Source organism: Kitasatospora sp. NPDC052868 (assembly GCF_044547105.1).
GTDB lineage: Bacteria > Actinomycetota > Actinomycetes > Streptomycetales > Streptomycetaceae > Kitasatospora.
In genome coordinates this window covers 18,283-33,648 of the sequence record NZ_JBITZW010000043.1, presented here as the reverse complement: position 1 = coordinate 33,648, position 15,366 = coordinate 18,283, and the positions used below count along the sequence as shown (strand labels likewise).

Sequence of the window (15,366 nt, the reverse complement as noted above, 5' to 3'; positions counted from 1 at the left end):
GGGCGAGGTCATCAAGACCGTCCCCGAATCGAAGATCGTCGAGACCCTGATCGAGGAGGCCCTCAAGCTCGCCGAGCAGATGCAGGCCGACGGCGCCGAAGCCGGCGCCCCCACCGTCACCGCCGGCGAGTGACCGGCCGTCCGGGCCGGCGCCCCGGTCGGGCGTCCGGTCCGGACGGCCCGGTCCGGCCGGATTCCCTTGCCACAGTGCGGAAGTGAGGAACCCATGACGTACGTCATCGCCCAGCCCTGCGTCGACGTGAAGGACAAGGCCTGCATCGAGGAGTGCCCCGTCGACTGCATCTACGAGGGCCTGCGGTCCATGTACATCCACCCGGACGAGTGCGTCGACTGCGGCGCCTGCGAGCCGGTCTGCCCGGTGGAGGCCATCTACTACGAGGACGACACCCCCGCGGAGTGGAGGGAGTACCGGACGGCGAACGCCGACTTCTTCGAGGAGCTCGGCTCGCCCGGCGGCGCCGCCGGCCAGGGGCTGATCGGGAGCGACCACCCCTTCGTCGCGGGACAGCCCGTCCGGACGGCCTAGGCCCTGTCCGGGGGGATGACGGCGCGACCGCCCCGCCGCCATCCCCCGCCCCCGCGGCCCGACGCGGCGCGGGTCCGGCCGAATCGGAGGAGCATGGACTGCTGGGGGTCGACTACGGCGTGCATCGCCGCCGGTGGGGCGACGGACTGCGCGGTCGGCCGGGCGCGAGGAGGAAGGCCATGATCGTCGACTGCGCGCACTACCGCGACGGACGCCGACAGCACGAGGGCCCGATGCCGCTGGAGGCGGCGGCCGCGCGCTGCACACAGGGCGGATTCGTCTGGCTGGGCATGTTCGAACCGGGCCCCGAGGAGCTGGCCAGGGTGCGCGAGAGCTTCGGCCTGCACGAACTCGCCGTCGAGGACGCCCAGGCCTTCCACCTGCGGCCGAAGGCCGAACGGTACGAGGACGGCACCGAGCTGATCATCCTGCGCACCGCGCGCTACGACGACGAACGCGAGGAGATCGACACCGGCGAGATCAGCATCTTCCTCGCCGAACACTTCGTGATCACCGTGCGCCAGGGCATCGCCAGCGAGCTGACCGGCGCCCGCAGCCGGCTCGAACACAGCCCCGAACTGCTGCGCACCGGCAGTGCCTCGACCCTGTGGGCGATCCTCGACCAGGTGGTCGACAGCTACGCACCCGTCGTCACCGAACTCGAACGCGACATCGAGCAGATCGAGGCCACGGTGTTCTCCGGCACGGTCGCCCCGACCGAACGGATCTACTTCCTGCGCCGCGAGGCCACCGACTTCTACCGCGCCGTCCACCCCCTGCTCGCCGTGCTCGCCCGTCGGCTGCCGCCCGGCAGGTCGGCGCCCGAACTGCTGCCGTACTTCCGCGACGTGCACGACCACCTCCTGCTGGTCAACGAGGAGGTCGCCGCCCAACGCGACCTGCTGACCACCGTCCTGGAGGCGAACATCGCGGTGATCTCCGTCGAGCAGAACAGGATCACCCTCCGGCAGAGCGCCACGATGGAGCGGCTCACGATCGTCGCGACCGTGTTCCTCCCGCTCTCCTTCGTGGTCGGCTTCTTCGGGCAGAACTTCGCGTGGCTGGTCCGGCACATCGACACCCTCACGGAGTTCGTCGCGCTGGGCCTCGGCGGCCTGCTGCTGCCCTGCCTGGTGCTGTACGTCTGGCTGCACCGGCAGCGCGGCCGGACGGCGCCACCGCTGCCGGAGGCGGGCAGCGGGGCCCACCGCCCACCGCGGTCCGCTCCGGGGTAGCGGGCGCGCCGCCCGCTGCGGCCCGGGTGCGACGGGTGGACGCACGCCCGTTCCGCGGCCGTGCGAAGTGGCGTAGCGTGGCCGCGTGAACACGGACTCGCCCTCCCGGCACGACGTCGTGATCGTCGGCGGCGGGCACAACGGGCTGGTGGCGGCGGCGTACCTCGCGCGGGCCGGACTCCGGGTGCTGGTACTCGAACGGCTGCCGCAGGTGGGCGGGGCGGCGGTGTCGGCCCGGGCGTTCGCGGGGGTGGACGCCAGGCTGTCGCGCTACTCGTACCTGGTGAGCCTGCTGCCGCACTCGGTGGTGCGGGACCTGGGGCTGCGGCTGGACCTGCGACGGCGCCGGATCGCCTCGTACACGCCCGCCGTCCGGGACGGGAAGCCCACCGGGCTGCTGGTGGATGCCGCCGACCCGGGCCGGACCCGGGCGTCGTTCCGGGCGCTGACCGGTGCGGAGCGGGAGTGGGAGGCCTGGCAGCGCTTCTACGGGGCGGCCGGGCGGATCGCCGAGCGGGTGTTCCCGACGCTCACCGAGCCGCTGCCCGCCCGGGCCGAACTGCGCCGGCGGGTCGCGGACGACGCCGTCTGGGAGGCGTTCTTCGAACGGCCCCTGGGCGAGACGATCGAGCGGACCTTCGGCGACGACCTGGTGCGCGGGGTGGTCCTGACGGACGCGCTGATCGGCACCTTCACCCGTGCCCACGACCCCTCGCTGCGGCAGAACCGCTGCTTCCTCTACCACGTGATCGGCAACGGGACGGGCGACTGGGACGTCCCGGTCGGCGGGATGGGCGCGGTGACGGGCGCGCTGGCCGAGGCGGCGCTGGCGGCCGGCGCGGAGATCCGGACCGGCTGCGAGGTCACCGCCGTCGCCACCGCCGGCGCCGGTGACGCCGAGGTGGCCTACCGCCACCGGGACGGGGAGGCCACCGCAATCGGTCGGCACGTCCTGGTGAACGCCGCCCCGGCGGTGCTGGCCCGGTTGCTGGGCGAGGAGGCAGGACCCGCGCCGGAGGGCGCCCAGCTGAAGGTCAACATGGTGCTCCGCCGGCTGCCCCGGCTCCGGGACACCGCCGTGGATCCCCGGGACGCGTTCGCGGGCACGTTCCACATCGCCGAGGGCTACCGGCAGTTGGAGACGGCCTACGCCGAGGCGCGGGCGGGCCGGATGCCCTCGGCGCCGCCGTCGGAGATCTACTGCCACACCCTCACCGACCCGTCGATCCTCGGGCCCGAGGAGCTCCGGCAGGGCTTGCAGACGCTGACGCTGTTCGGACTGCACATGCCCGCCCAGCTGTTCACCGACCCGGCGGCCAAGGAGCGTGCGCTCGCGGCGAGTCTGGCGCAGCTCGACGAGGTGCTGGCCGAGCCGATCGCCGACTGCCTGGCGACGGACGCCGACGGGCGGCCCTGTGTGGAGGCCAAGACCCCGCTGGACCTGGAGCGGGAGGTCGGCCTGCCGGGCGGTCACATCTTCCACCGGGACCTCTCGTTCCCCTTCGCGACCGAGGCTCCGGAGAGCGCCGCCGCCCGCTGGGGCGTGGCGACGGCGCACCCGAACGTGCTGCTCTGCGGGGCGGGAGCGGTCCGCGGCGGCGGCGTCAGCGGCATCCCGGGGCACAACGCGGCCCGGGCCGTGCTGGAGGAGCTGGGCCGGTAGCCGACCTCTGTCGGTGGGGGTCGGACGGCGGGGTCAGACGGCGGGGTCGGACGGCGGGGTCGGACGGCGGGGTCGGACGGCGGGGGTCAGACGGCGGGGGTCAGACGGCGGGGGTCAGACGGCGCACCCGCGGATGACCGGGTCCTGGGCGAGTTCGGCCAGCAGCGCGTCCAGCTTCGTCCGGTCGACCGAGGGCATCACGAAGACGTGCACGTAGCTGCGGCGGGAGGACTCGTCGCCCGGGACCATCAGCACGTCCTGGGAGGACAGCGACCACTTCGCCACCAGTTCGGGGCTGGGCTTGCGGAAGCGCACGGTGACCGCGCCGGGGGTGCGGGCCGTCCAGAGCTCGACGCCCGTCTCCTGCTCCAGCTCCCTCAGCCGGCGCTCCAGGTGGCCGGCCAGCTCCTGGGCGCCGCGGATCCGGTCCACCTGGTCCTGGTAGGAGTGCCGGGACAGGTGGTCCCAGATGACCAGCGGGGAGAACCCGTTCCGGGAGCCCGCGAAGGTGGTGTCCGGCGCGCCTATGTAGTCCGGCTGGGAGGGCGGCGAGATCTGGTACTTGACCTTCGTCATGTAGATGCCGCAGGGCCACGGCGCACCGGGCCACTTGTGGCCGCTCATGGCGATCGAGGAGACCATGTCGAGGTCGCCGAACTCCGCGGTGGGCAGCCTGAGACCGAAGTCGTACTCGGGGAGCTCCACTTCGGGGGTCCAGCCGTACGCCGCCGGGTCCTGGGAGGCCATCCGCAGGAACGGCGCGTAGCCGGCGCCGAGCGCGCCGTCCACGTGGATCCAGAAGCCCCTGCGCAGGTCGACCAGCGGCTCGCCGGTCTGCCGGTCCGTGCCGTACGCCACCTGGCGCCGGATCAGGCCGTGCCGCTCGAAGACCGGCAGCAGGCGCTCGCAGACCTGCCGGACGTCGTCGTGGGCGCCCTTGAAGGTGCTGCCGAGGTTGAGGTTGACGAAGACCGGGTGGCCCTTCGCGGCGAAGAACTCGACCAGCACCACCAGGGCGTCGACGTCGATCTCGCCCGTGCCGTCCCAGGACCGGCCGGAGGGGCCGGGGCTGGAGGGCACCTCGGTGGGCCACTCGCGGAGTCCGGTGGCGGGGTCGACCAGCGGGCACTCGTCCGCGTACTTCTCCAGGCCGACCGCGTGGAAGGTCTCGACGCCCAGCACCCGCACCGCCTTGGCGAAGGAGTAGTGGGTGTCCTCGGAGTAGAACGCGACCGGGCGGTGGGCGTTGGGGTTGTGCCGGTCGGGCGCGGCCTGGACGTACCGCAGGGCGTCGAACGGGGCCGTCGGCGGCTGGATCAGCGCCTTGCCGCTCAGGTAGTCCCGGGCGTTCCAGAGCGCGTACATGTTGCCCTCGGTGGAGCCCATCGACAGCATGTAGCCCCAGTACGACTCGGGGTCGGCGGGGTCGTGCGGCCGCTCGGCGTTCCACAGGGCCGCGTAGTAGTCGAGCACCGCCCGCTCGACGACCTTGGTGTTCGGCTTGTAGCCGCCGCTCTGGAACGGGTCGCCGAGGTTGTTGATGTTGTTCGGCATGAACCGGGCCAGGTCCAGCGCGCAGCCCTGCATGTCCTGGGTGGCCTGGTAGCCGACCAGGTGCCGGCGCTTCCTCGACAGGTACTCGTCCACCGTGTCGAGGGCGTGCAGGCGGCGTTCGTCGTCCAACCCGCTCGTGGGGAGCACGAAGTCGCGGCCGTCCAGCTCCGCCCCCGGGTCGACGGCGGGCACGGTGTCGACGGCGAGGGCGGCGGGCACGGTGTCGGCGGCGGTCGCGGCGAAGGTGGCGGTCAGGCTCATAGGCGCGGCACTCCGGGATCGGTGCGGGCCGATCCGGGCGGGGAGCGGCAGAGGGGCGTTCGCCGCTCGCGGCCCAGGATGGAACTTCGCGGCGCCCGGCGGAAGATCCTCCGAACAACATTCGGCAGTGCCGCGCGATGTCTTGCGAATCGACGGGAACAGCTGGAATCCTGCCCGGCATGCCGAATTATCCGCCGACCCGCAGGGCGGCCATCGACGACGTGGACCGGGCGATCATGCGCACCCTGACCGACAACGCCCGGATGCCCAACAACGCGCTCGCCGAGGCGGTCGGCATCGCCCCCTCCACCTGCCTGGCCCGGGTCCGCGCGCTGCAGGAGCGCGGGATCATCCGCGGGTTCCGGGCGGACGTCGACCCCGCCGCGATCGGGCTGCCGCTGCAGGCGATGATCTCCGTCCGGCTCCGGGCCCACACCCGCGAGCAGAACGAGAGCTTCCGCGGCACCGCCCCCGACCTGCCCGGCGTCCTGGCGGTGTTCCACATGGCGGGATCCGATGACTACCTGCTGCACGTCGGCGTGGCCGGCCCCGAGGGCCTGCGCGACTTCGTGGTGGACAACCTCACCACGCACCCGGCGGTGGCGCAGACCCGGACCAACCTGATCTTCGAGCAGATAGCCGGGCGCCGCTACCTCGACGAGCCCTCCCCCGCGAGCACCTGAAGCACCTTCGGATCCGGCCGGGCGAGCCGCCTGCGGTCGGGCCGCCGAGGGCACCGACGGGTGACCCACGACCGGGGACCCTCACGCGGAGTCACCGGTGAGCGTGTCAACTTCCCGCTCCGACCTCGCAATCGGGGCTCCCTCCGGATGCGACGGCCACCACATGGGCGCACGGTGGAGATGAGGACGGCGGTCTACAGCCGGTCGGAACTCCGCAGGGGGCACAGGGGAGCCGGGGACAGTGGGGTCGCCGTCGAGGCCGCGCCCGGACGGATGGAGGGGACGGGGGCTGAGAACCATGGCCGAGAAGGCCTACAGCATCATCGAGGTGGCGCAGCAGGACGGCACGTGGGGGTACTCGGACATCAACTTCGCCGAGGGGAGGACGGCCGGTTCCGCGTCCGGCGCCGCGCCGGTGTGGCGGCCGCCGGGTCCGTCGAGGACCAGCGGCGGGTCTACTACCAGGAGTCCGACCGGAGCGTGGTCGGCGCGGTGTACGACCCGTCGTCGCCGGACGGGCACTGGGCCGGGTACCGCGTCTTCACCACGGAGACCGGCGCGCCCAGCGCCGCCGTGGGCAGTGCGCTGGCGGTCACGGGTCGGATCGGGGGTCTACGGGTCTACTACCTCGACGGCGGCCAGCTCGATGACGGTCGGCTGGGCGACGGCCGGTTGACCGGCGGCCGGTGAGCGGCCCGGTGGGCAGCCGGATCGACGGCCCGGATGGACGGCCCGGCCCCGGTCGTGGGGAACCGGGGCCGGGCCGTCCGAACAGGGGGTCAGCAGTTCTGCAGCGACCAGACGTCCGACCAGTTGAACGACCCCTTGGCGCCGACCGGGATGTTCGGGAACCCGTTGCCCCAGCGGTCGAAGAACGTCGTGGTCACGCGCCCGGTCTGGTTGTTGATGTAGTAGCCGCCGCCCTCCCAGTTGGACACGGAGTAGCGCCGGCACGGGTCGAAGTAGAAGACCTTCCACTTCTGCGCGCCCGGGTCGTCCACGGAGATGCACAGGCTGCCGCTCGGACACGGGATCCCGAACATGTCGGTCTCGTAGCGGTAGTACTGCGTCGGGACCGACGGCGAGACCGACGGCGACGCCGCCACCAGCCGGGCGGATGCGACCGGGGCGGCCTGGGCGGACCCGGTACCGACGACGACCGCCGGCAGCAGGGCCACGGCGCCGAGCAGGCCGGCGGCGGAACGCTTGAGGTTCATGATGGTGTCCCCCTGGAATCGGTGAGTGACTCCAGGGTGTCCCGCGGCCCGCACGGGCGGTACCTCGGACCTCCGAGGGTGCCCCCGCCCTGCCTGACCCCGCCCTGCCCGCCATGACGGCGGTGTGGCAGCCGCCTCAAGGCCGGGATCAAAGCCGCCGGCAAGGGCTGGATCTGATTGATCGTCAAAAATGCAGGATCCAACAGCCTTCTACCGGAAGGCAGTTGCCGAGTCGACAGAAGATCACGTGGCATGCACGATCTCGTCGCACCGCGAACAGACCAGCCCGCTCCCGTGCCATCTCGGCGGGTACCAGGTGGCGCCAGGGCTGGAGGGGTGATAGTCCGATCTCTGCATCCGCCCAGTCCGCTCACCGCACAGCGTGTGGTCCGACTGGTCGCCCGGTACCGACGGGTCGGCTTCGGCCGCGTGGATGGCGCGAACGCCCTCCACATAGCCCTGTTCGACATTGCTGTCGCCGAAGTGGTCCACCCGCTGAAGCCGGGGTTCGAGGAGCACGATCAGACTCATCCCCCCACCCTCGACGAGACCGGGCCATGACGCATCTGGTGGGCTGCTGTTCGGGTACAGCCCTGCGATCCCCCAGCCGGGGGTGCCGAGGATATTCGCGGCGCGGGTGCGCTCGGCCCGTAGGCGAGGTCGGGGTCGGTACTGGTTCGCGAGTCGACTCACCCGGCCTCGGAGTCGCCACCGAGCGTGCCGGACCCGGTGGAGACCCTGGGTGTCAGGGGCATCCGCTTGGATGAGGGCGTGACTGTCTATGACGTGGCTCGCCGGCTGCCCTCCCTCGCCGACCTGCGGAACCTGTGCCGCTCGCTGGCGATGCTCGATGCGGTCCTGAGCCCGGACTGGGAAGGCCGGCATTACTCCTTCAATGCCGGCTGGGCCGACGGCGAGGAGATGGCGTCGATGCGCAACGGATCGGGGGACGAGTACTCCATCGTGTTCTCGGCAGCCGGGGCCTACGTCCGGGGCTTCGACCACGAGGCGCCGATGAGTCCGTACGGCCAGGATGGCAAGCCGTGGCCGGGGGTCATCGACGATGTCCCGGAGGCCTTCAGGCCGCTTGTCGAAGAGCCGTCGTTCACCGACGAGGACGACGTGCCCGTCGTGACGGTCTGCCTGTGGCGAGGGGTGACGGACGACAGGTGGCAGCACGGAGTGATCGACTTCCCCGCCGGCTGTTCCGACCCCGACGGGGCGGCGGGCCTGTTCAAGCTCCTCGTCGACCGTTCGCCGGAGGCGTTCCAGCGCTTCGCCGAGGACTACTACGAGTTTCCCGTCGACCTGGGGGCGGTGCGCGACGTGTATGCCTTGCGACCGCTGAGCCGGGAACTCGTGTCATCACTCAACTCGGAGGTCACCCTCGCCGACCTGGCCGACGACATTGCGGAGATCGGCTACCCGTAGCCGGGGAGGGACACGATCCCACCTAGGGCCCGGTGGGGATCATTCTTCCCGTGAGGACCGGGAAGGGTCGGTGCCGGGGTCGGGGTTCGGATCCAGGTGGAGCGAAGCGCTCTCCGCACAGGTGATTTGACCACCTGGCAGCGCGTGCGAATGGAAAGATCTCGGACTCGCGGCGTGGCCGCCCTGAGCCGATCGGGAGAAGGAGAGCGAATCACGACAGGCCGCAGCCTGCCGTGACCTCTCCCCGGCCCGTCCGGCAGAGTGCGGGCACGCCCGCACCGCTTGACCGCAGCCGAGTACCTGAACGTGATGCCTGGATGCCGCGAGGGCGCAAGGTCGCCGGCGGACGCCGCGGCCCGCCCGTCGGACTCGCATGGTCAGCGGCCGCCAGGGCGACCGAGGGCATCGCGGAGGAACTCGGCGATCTCCGCCCGTGCCGCCTCGGCCTGCGACACCACGGCCGGCATGCTGAGGAAGGCGTGCGTGGCCCCGGGGAACTCGGTCAGCCGCGCGGGCGTCCCGGCCGCGCGCAGGCGCTCGGCGTAGCGGCGGCCATGGTCGGCCAGCGGGTCATGGGTCGGCACCACCACCAGCGCCGGGGCGATCCCGGTGAGACTGCCGGCGTGCAGCGCAGACAGTGCACGGGGATCGGCTCCCGAGGGGACGGCGAGCCGTTGCAACAGCCGCAGTTGGGGAACGGTCAGGGTCGGGCTGTGGGCGTGCTCGGCGACCGAGGGGTGGTCGAACATCGTTTCGGTCACGTCCGCGACGGGATTGACCAGCACCTGGGCCCGCAGGTGCAGGCCGGCCTGCCTGGCGCGGATGGCGGCCAGGGCGGTGATCAGTGCGCCGCAGCTCTCGCCGAACACGGCGATGCGCGCCGGGTCGACTCCCCAGTCGGAGGCGTGCCGCACCAGGTGGTCGAGCGCGTCCCAGCCGTCGTCGGCGGCGGCCGACAGCGCAGTGTCCGGGGCGAGGAGGCGGTGCTCGACCGACACGACAAGGGCCGGCAACCGGGCGGCGAGATGGCTGTTGATCCAGTCGCTCTGCACCGCCGTGCCCACGAACCCGCCGCCGTGGACGTGGAGTACGAGGGGCAGGGCCGCCACCCGGTCGGCGGAGCCGGCGCCGCGTTCGCGCACTGGCCGGTGGACCCGGACCGGCAGGCGGCGGCCGGGCAGTGCCAGTGACTGCCAGTCGATCGCGGCCCCGGGGTCCGGCATCCCGGTGATCGCCCGCATCGCGGGCGCCGCCCGCCTGTGGTTCTCGGCCTCACGGTAGGCGACCAGCTCCCCGTCGGTCATCGTCGACCAGTCCGGCTCGCCCCCCAGTGCCTGCTGCCGCAACCCGCCACCGCCCGCCGACGGCTGCCGCTCACCGCTGTTCCCGCTCATGCCTTCTCCTCCCCGCATGGTTCCGCTACCTTGGGTATCGATACCCAAGGTAGCGGAACTAGCTATGGTGAGGGAATGACTGGAACACCTCCTCCTGCCCGACCCCCCGGACGCCCGCGTGCCGGCCTCGACGCCGAGGTCTTCGCCGTCACCCTGCGCACGGTGCACGACATCGGCTACGCGCGCGCCACGGTCGAACGCATCGCCGCCGCGGCCGGCATCGCGAAGTCGACGGTCTACCGTCGCTGGCCGTCGAAGGGCGCGCTGATCGTGGACTGCCTCCTCGACGCGTTCGGCCCGGCGCCGCTGAACGAGGGCGCCGACCGGGCCGAGCTCATGTCCTCGACCATCCGCTGGATCGCGGCGACGATCGCCGAGCCCGGGGTGGGCGACGCGTTCGCGGGCGTGTTCAGCGACGCCGTCAGCGACCCGGCCCTGCGCGAGATCCTCTCCGCACGGTTGCAGGACCCCTACCGCCTCGCCCTCCAGGACGCGCTCGACGAGCCGGAGAACAGGGTCCTGTTCTTCATCGATGCCGTCGTCGGCACCCTGCTCCACCGGATGGGCATGACCGGCGAACCCATGGTCGACGCCGATGTCGATGCCCTGGTCGCGATGGTGCTGCCGCACTTCACCCGCGGCGCCGATCCGACCTGACGGTGGATCGCCGACCCCGGCAGCGCAGACCGGTGCCACGGCGGCGCGGAAGGCGTCGAGGAGGGCTCGCAGGTCACCCGAGGACGAGACGGACATCGGCGCGCGTACCCCTGCTGATCACCGACATCGACGATCCACGAGAACAGGAGGCGCCATGTCGCGCTCCGAACCACTGCCCCGCACCGTCCGCCTGCTGTTACTCGCCCGGGTCGTCAACCGACTCGGGGCTTTCTCACTGCCCTTTCTCACCGCGCTGATCAGCACCGACCACGGCGCGAGCCTGACCGCCGCCGGGCTGGTCAGCGCCGCCTTCGGGCTCGCGACGATCCCCTCGCGGCTGGCCGGAGGACACCTGGCCGACCGGATCGGCCGACGCACGACCATCGTGCTCGGCCTTGGCGGATGCGCCGCCGCACAGCTGGCGATCGCGGCCTGCACGTCGCTCACCTGGGTGGTCGCCGGGGCGGTGCTGCTCGGGTTGGCCTTCGAGCTCTATGAGCCCCCGAGCCAGGCGATCATCGGCGAGTCCGTGCCGGAGCGGCAACGGGTGCGCGCGTTCAGCCTGTTCAGCGCCGCGCTCGCGGCGGGCGGGATGGGCGCCGGGCTGCTCGCCGCTCTCCTCGGCCGCTGGGACCTGCGCTGGCTCTTCGTCACCGACGCCGTCACCTGCCTGGCCTGCGCACTGCTGATCCGGCTGGCCCTGCCCCGCGACCGCCCGGCACCGCCTGGAGCGGACCAGGACGGCGGCGCCGTACGACCGTTGCGCGACCGAGCCCTGCTGAGCGTCCTGGCCACCGGAACCGCCTACGCCCTGATCAACCAACAGGCCGTGATCACCCTGCCGCTCGCACTCGCGCGGCAGGGCCTGCCCGCCGCCGACGCCGGGCTGTTGTTCACCGCCGCCGCGGCCACCACCGTGCTCGCCCAACCACTGATCCGCCTACCCTGCGCGACCAGGCTCACCGCGCCCGTCGCGCTCGCCCTCGCCCACCTCCTCCTGGCCGCGGGGCTGACCGGCTACGCCCTCGCCCGCACCCTGCCGGCGCTGCTCGCCTCAGCCGCTGTGATGAGCCTCGGCGATCTGCTGGTCATGGGCCGCGTCTACGCGCTCGTCACCGGCCTCGCGCCGCCCGGCGGAACCGGACGCTACCTGGCCGTCTTCGGCACCAGCTGGGGCGTCGCCGCGACGCTCGCACCCGTCCTCGGCACCCAGCTGCTCGCCCACGCGGGGACGACCGCACTGTGGTCGGCAATGGCCGCGTTCTGCCTACTGCTCGCCGCCGTGCACCTTCGTGTGACACCGGATTCGGCCCCCATCATCGCAACGCCGCGCAGCCCCGGGTCAACCCCCGAAGGACTTCCGGAGTCGACCACTAAGGCGTGCAACTCCTGAGCCACAGGTGGGAGTTCGGGTGCTCCTGACCGGAGAGGTTGCGGCGGCGGCCGTTCTTGACACAGCCGAGGAGGGCTTGGTGGTCGGAGTCGGCGAAGTACTGGACGTCGATCTGGGTGGCGCCCTCGGAGAGGTCCTGGCCGTTGTTGAAGACCGAGCGCGGGGCCTGCTGGGCCGCCCAGGGGCAGCCGGTCTCGCCTTCGGACCAGTCGGTGTCCGCGTCGACCCAGGCGCAGATCTCGCCCTGGCCGTCCGTCTCGGTGAAAAAGCAGACCGCGCCGCGGCGGCAGCGGTCGTAGCCGCTCGCCCTGGCGGTGCTCGGCAGGGCGGCCAGGAGGCCGGCGAGCAGGGCGGCCGCGAGGGCCGCAGCGACCAGCAGGGGGCGGCGACGACGAAGGAAGGGGCCCGGCCGCCAGGGAGCGCGGCGGCCTGCGGCCGCCGCCTCCACCCGGCGCAGCAGGGAGCCCGCGGTGTGCGGGGCGCGGTCCTCGTGCCGGCGGGCCAGGCAGTCCGTCAGGACGGCACGCCAGGCCTCGGGGAGGTCGGGTGCGAGCCGGAGCCCCTCCTCGCCGCGGGCGTAGCGCATGGCGGCGTCGCGGCGGGCGGCCGGGGTGCCGCCGGGCAGCGGGAGGGTGCCGGTGAGTACCAGGTGGGCCAGCACGCCGAAGGCCCAGATGTCGGCGCTCGGACGGATCTTGCGGCCGCGTTCGCCGATCTCGCACCAGAGCAGGTCCGGCGGGGTGTAGTCGGCGGTGCCGAAGGCCGGGGCGTAGGCGTGGGTGCCCTCCAGTTCGGCGGCCATGTTGAAGTCGGCCAGGCGGGCGGTGCCGTCGGGCATCAGCAGCACGTTGCCGGGCTTGAGGTCGCCGTGCACCCAGCCCGCGCGGTGCAGTTGGTCCAGGCCCTCGCAGACGTGGGCGAGGAGTGCGGGGCCGCCTCGCGGGACGGGGTCGACGGCGAGCAGGTCGTCCAGCGAGCCCTCCGCCGCCTCCAGCACGAGGACGGTGGCGCCGTCGAGCTCCGGACGGGCGGGGTCGTCGACGGTGCGCACCTCGTACAGCCGGATCAGTCGGGGGGCGCGCACCCTGCGCAGCAACGCCGTCTCCCGCTCGGCGAGTTCGCGCAGGTGGGTGAGCTGGCGCGGGGTGCGGGTGCCGGTCGGCAGGACCTTGAGCGCGGCCCGGGTGGGCACCCCGGCCTCGGGGACGGCGCGGCGCGCGGCGAATACGCAGCCGAAGGCGCCGGAGCCGAGCAGGCGGCCGACCGTCCAGGGCCCGATCCGGTAGCCGGCCGGGACGGGGAGGAGGTCCCCCGGCGGGCCGCCGCGGCGGGCGGTCACCGTACCTGGTCCGGCACGGGGGCGGTATCGGCGGGGGCGGGCGAGGCGGCGGCGGGCGAGGCGGCGGCGGTGTCGCAGCGGGCGGGCGAGGCGGGCACGGCCGAGGCGGGAGCGGCGGAGCGGGCGGGGACGGGTGCGGAGCCGGATCTGGGGAGCGGTACGGAGCCGGGCCCGAACACCGGGACCGTGCCCGCGGGTGCCGGGCCGGGCGCGTCGGCGTCCAGGCTGCGGAGGTCGTCCAGGCTGCCGAGGTCGTCCTCGCGGACCAGGTCGAAGCGCAGCGCGAGCGAGACGAGCGAGTCCTTCTTGCCGGTCAGCCGGGGGCCGGGGTCGGCACTGTCCGGGCCGGGCTTGATCCGCAGCTTCACCGCGAGGTAGTCGATGTTCCACTGCACGGCGGCGCGGTTGGCGGCCGGCCAGAGCGGGCGCAGTCGTTCGACGACCTGGTCGACGGTGGGTGTGGGGGCGTGCGGGGCGACGCGCAGGCGCGGTTCGCAGAGGGCGGTGAGCACCCGGAAGTAGCGCTTGGAGCGGTCGAGCGGGAACGCCGGCAGGGTGGGTTCGCCGCCGGGTGCGGTCCACAGGTCGCGGTCGGCGTAGTCGTGTCGGGGCGCCCAGACGTCCAGGGTGACCAGGTCTGAGCCGGCCGGCAGGACGAGGCGGGAGAACTCGAAGGGCACCGGGGCGCCGAGCCGACCCGGTGCGATCTTGAGGTGCTCGCCGGCGCCCTCGGGGTTCTCCACCACGTAGGTGGCGGTGCGGCTGAGGTTGCTGAGCAGCCAGTGGGTGCCGTCGGCGGTGATCTCGCCGGCGGTCCTGGAGACTCCGCCGTGCGGGATGAGCAGGTCCCCGGCGGCGCCGTCCCGGCCGAAGCGCAGGGTCTGGCCGGGGGCCAGCCGCTGTTGGCCCCCGGGCTCCATGCCCGGCCCCGGGACCACGATGATGCTGTACACGCGCTGTTCCCCTCCCCCGCTGCTGCTGGGGGAAGGGTAGCGAGCGGAATGAATCATTCAGGTAACGATGGCCATGAGCCTGTCAGACGGCTCCGGTCGGACGGCTCCTGCCAGGCGGCTCCCGCCAGATGGCTCCTGCCAGGCGGCTCAGCACTCCCCGCGCCACTCGAAGCGATCGACGGTCCGCCCGCCGGCCGGCAGCTCGCCCCGGCCCTCCGTCCAGCCGTAGTGCAGGCAGAGGCTGCCGCCCTCCCGGAAGTAGACCTGCACGTGGTCGTAACCGGGCTGCGGCGTACCGTTGTTGAAGAAGGAGCGGCGGAGGCCGCAGGTACTGGCTGGCTGGTCGGTGTCGGAGCGGCAGACCGAACCGGTGCCGTCGGGGCCGGAGTAGAAGCAGACGTACCCGCTCGGACAGTCCTGCCAGGCCGCCGGTGCGGCGGTGCAGTTGTGGCTGGTGACACTCGGCCAGGTGGCGCCCGGACCGGAGTACTCGACGCCGTCGAGGAGGGCCGGTACCCGGTGGCGTTCGTCGGTGAAGTCACCCGAGGCGAGGTAGCGCTGTTCGTAGTGCAGGTGCGCCCAGCCGGAGGAGCCCGAGGTGCCGATGCGGCCGATGGTGGTGTCCGGCGCCACCCGGTCGCCCTTCCGCACGTACGCGGCCGGGTCGTCCTTGAGGTGGTAGTAGGCGGTGAACCAGCCGTTGCCGTGGCTGATCTGGACGGTGTTGCCGGAGCCGGCGTCCTGGTACACGGCGGACACCGTACCCGCGGCCGAGGCGAGCACCGGCAGGCCGTCGGAGCCGGTGTTGCCCTCCACCACCATGTCCAGCGCGGGGTTGTGGCCCCAGGTGTCCAGCCGCCAGGCGGTGCCGCACGGGAACGGCAGCTGGAACGCGGGCCGCTCGGAGGGCGGACCGGCCGCTGCCGCCGGCCCCGTTTCCGCGGCCGCGGCCCCCGGCGCGACCACCGATATCAGCGCCACCGCCGCCAGCCAGGCCAGCAGCCCCACCCACGTCCTGCGCATCGTTCTCCTCCTGAGC

General features: G+C 72.8%; 14 protein-coding genes and 2 pseudogenes. 9 read left to right on the top strand and 7 right to left on the bottom strand.

Going from position 1 to position 15,366, the window contains the following annotated elements; genetic code table 11:
- The 4 genes and pseudogenes from ACIGZJ_RS36350 to ACIGZJ_RS36335 all read left to right on the top strand — a co-directional run.
- A pseudogene (locus tag ACIGZJ_RS36350) lies at positions 1-133 on the top strand (4-hydroxy-3-methylbut-2-en-1-yl diphosphate synthase); the annotation flags it as partial.
- Between the two features lie 93 nt (positions 134-226).
- Positions 227-547, top strand: a complete 321-nt coding sequence (gene fdxA / locus ACIGZJ_RS36345) for a ferredoxin (protein ID WP_396461304.1) — start codon at positions 227-229, stop codon at positions 545-547.
- A gap of 179 nt (positions 548-726) precedes the next feature.
- Positions 727-1,782 carry a magnesium and cobalt transport protein CorA gene (locus ACIGZJ_RS36340; protein ID WP_396461303.1) on the top strand — a complete coding sequence of 352 codons (1,056 nt, stop codon included), beginning with the start codon at positions 727-729 and terminating at the stop codon, positions 1,780-1,782.
- An 85-nt stretch (positions 1,783-1,867) separates the two neighbouring features.
- Positions 1,868-3,445, top strand: coding sequence for a phytoene desaturase family protein (locus ACIGZJ_RS36335; RefSeq protein WP_396461302.1), 1,578 nt, complete (start codon positions 1,868-1,870; stop codon positions 3,443-3,445).
- Between the two features lie 114 nt (positions 3,446-3,559).
- On the opposite strand, the gene ACIGZJ_RS36330 is transcribed toward ACIGZJ_RS36335, so the two are convergent.
- Positions 3,560-5,260 (bottom strand): histidine decarboxylase, encoded by a 1,701-nt coding sequence (locus tag ACIGZJ_RS36330; protein WP_396461301.1) that lies wholly within the window; start codon positions 5,258-5,260, stop codon positions 3,560-3,562.
- Positions 5,261-5,439: 179 nt separating this feature from the next.
- On the opposite strand from ACIGZJ_RS36330, the gene ACIGZJ_RS36325 reads away from it, so the two are divergent.
- Positions 5,440-5,943 (top strand): Lrp/AsnC family transcriptional regulator, encoded by a 504-nt coding sequence (locus tag ACIGZJ_RS36325; RefSeq protein WP_396461300.1) that lies wholly within the window; start codon positions 5,440-5,442, stop codon positions 5,941-5,943.
- 348 nt (positions 5,944-6,291) lie between these two features.
- A complete protein-coding gene (locus tag ACIGZJ_RS36320) occupies positions 6,292-6,633 on the top strand; it encodes a hypothetical protein (RefSeq protein ID WP_396461299.1) in 342 nt (113 codons plus the stop codon).
- Between the two features lie 89 nt (positions 6,634-6,722).
- Here the strand turns inward: ACIGZJ_RS36320 and ACIGZJ_RS36315 are convergent, their stop codons facing one another.
- Both ACIGZJ_RS36315 and ACIGZJ_RS36310 read right to left on the bottom strand, forming a co-directional pair.
- The gene (locus ACIGZJ_RS36315) at positions 6,723-7,160 is read right to left on the bottom strand and encodes a hypothetical protein (RefSeq protein WP_396461298.1); all 438 of its coding nucleotides are present in this window, start codon (positions 7,158-7,160) and stop codon (positions 6,723-6,725) included.
- 243 nt (positions 7,161-7,403) lie between these two features.
- Positions 7,404-7,691, bottom strand: coding sequence for a hypothetical protein (locus tag ACIGZJ_RS36310; RefSeq protein WP_396461297.1), 288 nt, complete (start codon positions 7,689-7,691; stop codon positions 7,404-7,406).
- A gap of 240 nt (positions 7,692-7,931) precedes the next feature.
- Between ACIGZJ_RS36310 and ACIGZJ_RS36305 the strand changes: the two genes are divergently transcribed.
- The gene (locus tag ACIGZJ_RS36305; RefSeq protein WP_396461296.1) at positions 7,932-8,591 is read left to right on the top strand and encodes a hypothetical protein; all 660 of its coding nucleotides are present in this window, start codon (positions 7,932-7,934) and stop codon (positions 8,589-8,591) included.
- Between the two features lie 377 nt (positions 8,592-8,968).
- Here ACIGZJ_RS36305 and ACIGZJ_RS36300 read toward each other — a convergent pair whose 3' ends face one another.
- Positions 8,969-9,895: an alpha/beta hydrolase gene (locus tag ACIGZJ_RS36300; RefSeq protein WP_396461306.1), complete on the bottom strand. Its 927-nt coding sequence runs from the start codon at positions 9,893-9,895 to the stop codon at positions 8,969-8,971.
- 165 nt (positions 9,896-10,060) lie between these two features.
- Between ACIGZJ_RS36300 and ACIGZJ_RS36295 the strand changes: the two genes are divergently transcribed.
- Together ACIGZJ_RS36295 and ACIGZJ_RS36290 are read left to right on the top strand one after the other, a co-directional pair.
- The gene (locus tag ACIGZJ_RS36295; RefSeq protein WP_396461295.1) at positions 10,061-10,642 is read left to right on the top strand and encodes a TetR/AcrR family transcriptional regulator; all 582 of its coding nucleotides are present in this window, start codon (positions 10,061-10,063) and stop codon (positions 10,640-10,642) included.
- Between the two features lie 154 nt (positions 10,643-10,796).
- Complete coding sequence (locus ACIGZJ_RS36290; RefSeq protein WP_396461294.1) at positions 10,797-12,035, top strand: MFS transporter; 1,239 nt, start codon at positions 10,797-10,799, stop codon at positions 12,033-12,035.
- Here the strand turns inward: ACIGZJ_RS36290 and ACIGZJ_RS36285 are convergent.
- From ACIGZJ_RS36285 to ACIGZJ_RS36275, 3 genes and pseudogenes are all read right to left on the bottom strand, one after another.
- Positions 12,016-13,374 carry a serine/threonine-protein kinase gene (locus tag ACIGZJ_RS36285; protein ID WP_396461293.1) on the bottom strand — a complete coding sequence of 453 codons (1,359 nt, stop codon included), beginning with the start codon at positions 13,372-13,374 and terminating at the stop codon, positions 12,016-12,018. The genes ACIGZJ_RS36290 and ACIGZJ_RS36285 overlap by 20 nt on opposite strands.
- Before the next feature lie 248 nt (positions 13,375-13,622).
- A pseudogene (locus ACIGZJ_RS36280) lies at positions 13,623-14,327 on the bottom strand (FHA domain-containing protein); the annotation flags it as partial.
- Positions 14,328-14,474: 147 nt separating this feature from the next.
- A complete protein-coding gene (locus ACIGZJ_RS36275; protein ID WP_396461292.1) occupies positions 14,475-15,350 on the bottom strand; it encodes a peptidoglycan DD-metalloendopeptidase family protein in 876 nt (291 codons plus the stop codon).
- Between the last annotated feature and the right edge of the window lie 16 nt (positions 15,351-15,366).

What these genes read in the sequence shown, in the direction of transcription:
- fdxA (WP_396461304.1), top strand. Translation starts at nt 227, where the DNA reads ATGACGTACGTCATCGCCCAGCCCTGCGTCGACGTGAAGGACAAGGCC.
- ACIGZJ_RS36340 (WP_396461303.1), top strand. Translation starts at nt 727, where the DNA reads ATGATCGTCGACTGCGCGCACTACCGCGACGGACGCCGACAGCACGAG.
- ACIGZJ_RS36330 (WP_396461301.1), bottom strand. Translation starts at nt 5,260, where the DNA reads ATGAGCCTGACCGCCACCTTCGCCGCGACCGCCGCCGACACCGTGCCC.
- ACIGZJ_RS36325 (WP_396461300.1), top strand. Translation starts at nt 5,440, where the DNA reads ATGCCGAATTATCCGCCGACCCGCAGGGCGGCCATCGACGACGTGGAC.
- ACIGZJ_RS36315 (WP_396461298.1), bottom strand. Translation starts at nt 7,160, where the DNA reads ATGAACCTCAAGCGTTCCGCCGCCGGCCTGCTCGGCGCCGTGGCCCTG.
- ACIGZJ_RS36310 (WP_396461297.1), bottom strand. Translation starts at nt 7,691, where the DNA reads ATGAGTCTGATCGTGCTCCTCGAACCCCGGCTTCAGCGGGTGGACCAC.
- ACIGZJ_RS36300 (WP_396461306.1), bottom strand. Translation starts at nt 9,895, where the DNA reads ATGACCGACGGGGAGCTGGTCGCCTACCGTGAGGCCGAGAACCACAGG.
- ACIGZJ_RS36295 (WP_396461295.1), top strand. Translation starts at nt 10,061, where the DNA reads ATGACTGGAACACCTCCTCCTGCCCGACCCCCCGGACGCCCGCGTGCC.
- ACIGZJ_RS36290 (WP_396461294.1), top strand. Translation starts at nt 10,797, where the DNA reads ATGTCGCGCTCCGAACCACTGCCCCGCACCGTCCGCCTGCTGTTACTC.
- ACIGZJ_RS36275 (WP_396461292.1), bottom strand. Translation starts at nt 15,350, where the DNA reads ATGCGCAGGACGTGGGTGGGGCTGCTGGCCTGGCTGGCGGCGGTGGCG.